The 2,534-nt window shown below is 28.2% G+C and carries 2 protein-coding genes; both read right to left on the reverse strand.

Going from position 1 to position 2,534, the window contains the following annotated elements:
* Positions 1 to 229: 229 nt before the first annotated feature.
* Positions 230 to 679 carry a tetratricopeptide repeat protein gene (locus HM981_RS17320; protein WP_179340057.1) on the reverse strand — a complete coding sequence of 150 codons (450 nt, stop codon included), beginning with the start codon at positions 677 to 679 and terminating at the stop codon, positions 230 to 232.
* 334 nt (positions 680 to 1,013) lie between these two features.
* Positions 1,014 to 2,405 (reverse strand): hypothetical protein, encoded by a 1,392-nt coding sequence (locus HM981_RS17325; RefSeq protein ID WP_179340058.1) that lies wholly within the window; start codon positions 2,403 to 2,405, stop codon positions 1,014 to 1,016.
* Positions 2,406 to 2,534: the final 129 nt, after the last annotated feature.

Raw genomic sequence — 2,534 nt, forward strand, 5'->3', positions numbered from 1 at the left:
CAGTGTTCATTTTGTGTTTTCATAAGTGACTATAATTAATGGTTTAATTTTTAGTCAACCTATTTCAGGAAAGTTCATGATTCTAATGTTTGCTAACGTTTATGTATAAGAATAGTGCGGTTTTGTTTGCGAGGATTTTCCGCAGGAAAATCAGACGTAACAAGAGCGCACGGACTCTTGATTAAGCACTAAACTAAGCATTATTTTTATACGGTGTTAGCAAACGTATTTACTTTTCAATTTCAATTATTTTTGATTCGCTATTATCATCCTGTTTAGAATATTTGAATTCAGTCATTACTTTTTTTAATTGCTTTATAGTCTCTCTATAGCTATAATCGTTAAACTCTTTAAGAACTTTAATATAGACAGAATCATAAGGTTTTCTTTTAATTGCTAATTTTAGTAATTCTTTGCTTTTAATACTATCACCAATCATCATAAACATTGATGCCATACTCAATGTGTCTGTTTTTGCCCAATATTCTTTTTCTTTTTTAGCAAATGCTTCTCTTCCTTTTTCATAGTACAATTCCGCTTTCTCATTTTTATCAAATAAAGCTAATAATAGTCCTGTTTTTGAATAGTATTGATACGCATCTGGTTTAAGTTCTATAAGTTTTTTATTCAATTCTAATGACTTTTCAAAATCACCAGTTTCAAAAGCTAATTCAGACAAAACTCTATATGCGTCAATATTTGAATTGTCTAACGATATAATCTTTTGACAATCTTTAATGGCATCATATTTTTACCCAAGATTCTGTTATCATTTACTTGCTTAAATAGTTCAGTAATTTCTTTGTCGTTATTAGAATTACAGCTAAATAGTAATAGAATTAATGATATGCAGATAGTTTGTCTCATATGTTTGCTAACGTGATTGTGTATGGTTAGTTGCGTGGTTAAGCAACTAATTTAGCAAACTTTTACGAACCCGTGAATATTCCGCAGGAATATTCACAAGTAGTTAATAGCCAAGCAATTAATTATGCACGGTGTTGTGGGTAGTTTTATTTCTCATAGAATTCCAAACCATCTGTTGATAAATAATAGTAAACATTATTAGGGATAAATACTTTTAAGAAATCAGTAGAGCCATATTTATAAATTGGTTTTGGGATTTCACTAAATTTTGGTGGTAAAAAAGTCAATTCCCGATTTCTATAAGCTACACCTTTCAACCCATTATTTGAATATCTTAATTCAGATTGAAATACTTGTAATTCTTCGAACTCAAAATCCTGAATTTTGTTTAAATAGAAGATACTTTTTTTCCCATTTGACTTTTCTAAAACTAAGAAAAATGTTTCACGGTACTTACTTAATTTATATAGTAACACATTTTTGTATATGGGTTCAACCAAAACGTTATCTGGTAAAAATGCTTCATCCTTTTTTGCTATACCAAACTTTTTTGCTTTAGAAGACTGAATGAGTCTAATTTCGCTATGATATTTACCTGTTAAAATGTATTTGTTTTTCTTCTTAGTTTTATATTTTTTACTATCGTTGGTACTGTCAATACTAAATTTAGTGTTTGTTGAGAGTTTTTGGTTCTTTTTTGAGCTTATACGATGAACTACCTTATCTTCGATTTCCAATATTTCAGTAGTAGGAACCTTAATAAACCTCTCCAGTTTATTTTTTCCATATCCATATTGGTAGAAAACATATTGTTGGTGCGAATTTGGATTTGTAAATAATAGAGGATACATTTTAGGATGTTCAGGTTGTTCTGTTGTTACATAAGTTACATTATTATCTTTTTCGCTTTTAATAATTTCTTTCTTTTGATTTATGATTTTATAAAATAAAGCAGATGTTTCTTTTTTTAGATTGAAATATTGCTTTTCATTAACAATTTTATTAATCTCAAAAATACTATCTAATACAATGGCTTTTGGTCTTCCTCCAACAATTTGCCTATACCAAACATCATTTTTGTTTTGCCTTTTTAGTATAACAGTAAAGTCGTACTTTTCTTCAATAAAATAATCTATAAAATAATCTTTTTTATCAAAAGCATTTTTGAATTTGTTATTTAAAAATCTGAAACTCCCATTTTTCCATAAAGCAGTATTTTTATTAACAAAACCAAGATTCGTTATAGAATCGTACTCAATAGGAACTACTAGTTCATAATTTTTTTTATCTGCATTATATGCAAACAATCCCCATTTTCCATTCTTAGAAACTTTTGGAATCCAACGAAGTTTTTTTAAAAAGTCATGGTTGACAGAATCATATATTGGTTTAACTAATATTTCTTTAGATTTTCTGTCAGCATAACCCCATAAATTACCCTTTCTGTATGGAATAACTTTATCCGTTAGATTGTAATACGTTTGAGCTGATAAGCCAATTGGGACTACTAGGAATATTATAATAAATATTTTATTCATTATTTTAAAATTTTATAATTTGTTTTCAACGTAGCAGGAATTACCCACAATCTGGTTGTGTATGAGTTAGTTGCGTGGTTTGGCAACTAAGTTACTAAATATTTACCGAATAGAAAATCCGAGAGGATT

It is taken from the genome of Winogradskyella ludwigii (assembly GCF_013403985.1).
Taxonomy (GTDB): Bacteria; Bacteroidota; Bacteroidia; order Flavobacteriales; family Flavobacteriaceae; genus Winogradskyella; species Winogradskyella ludwigii.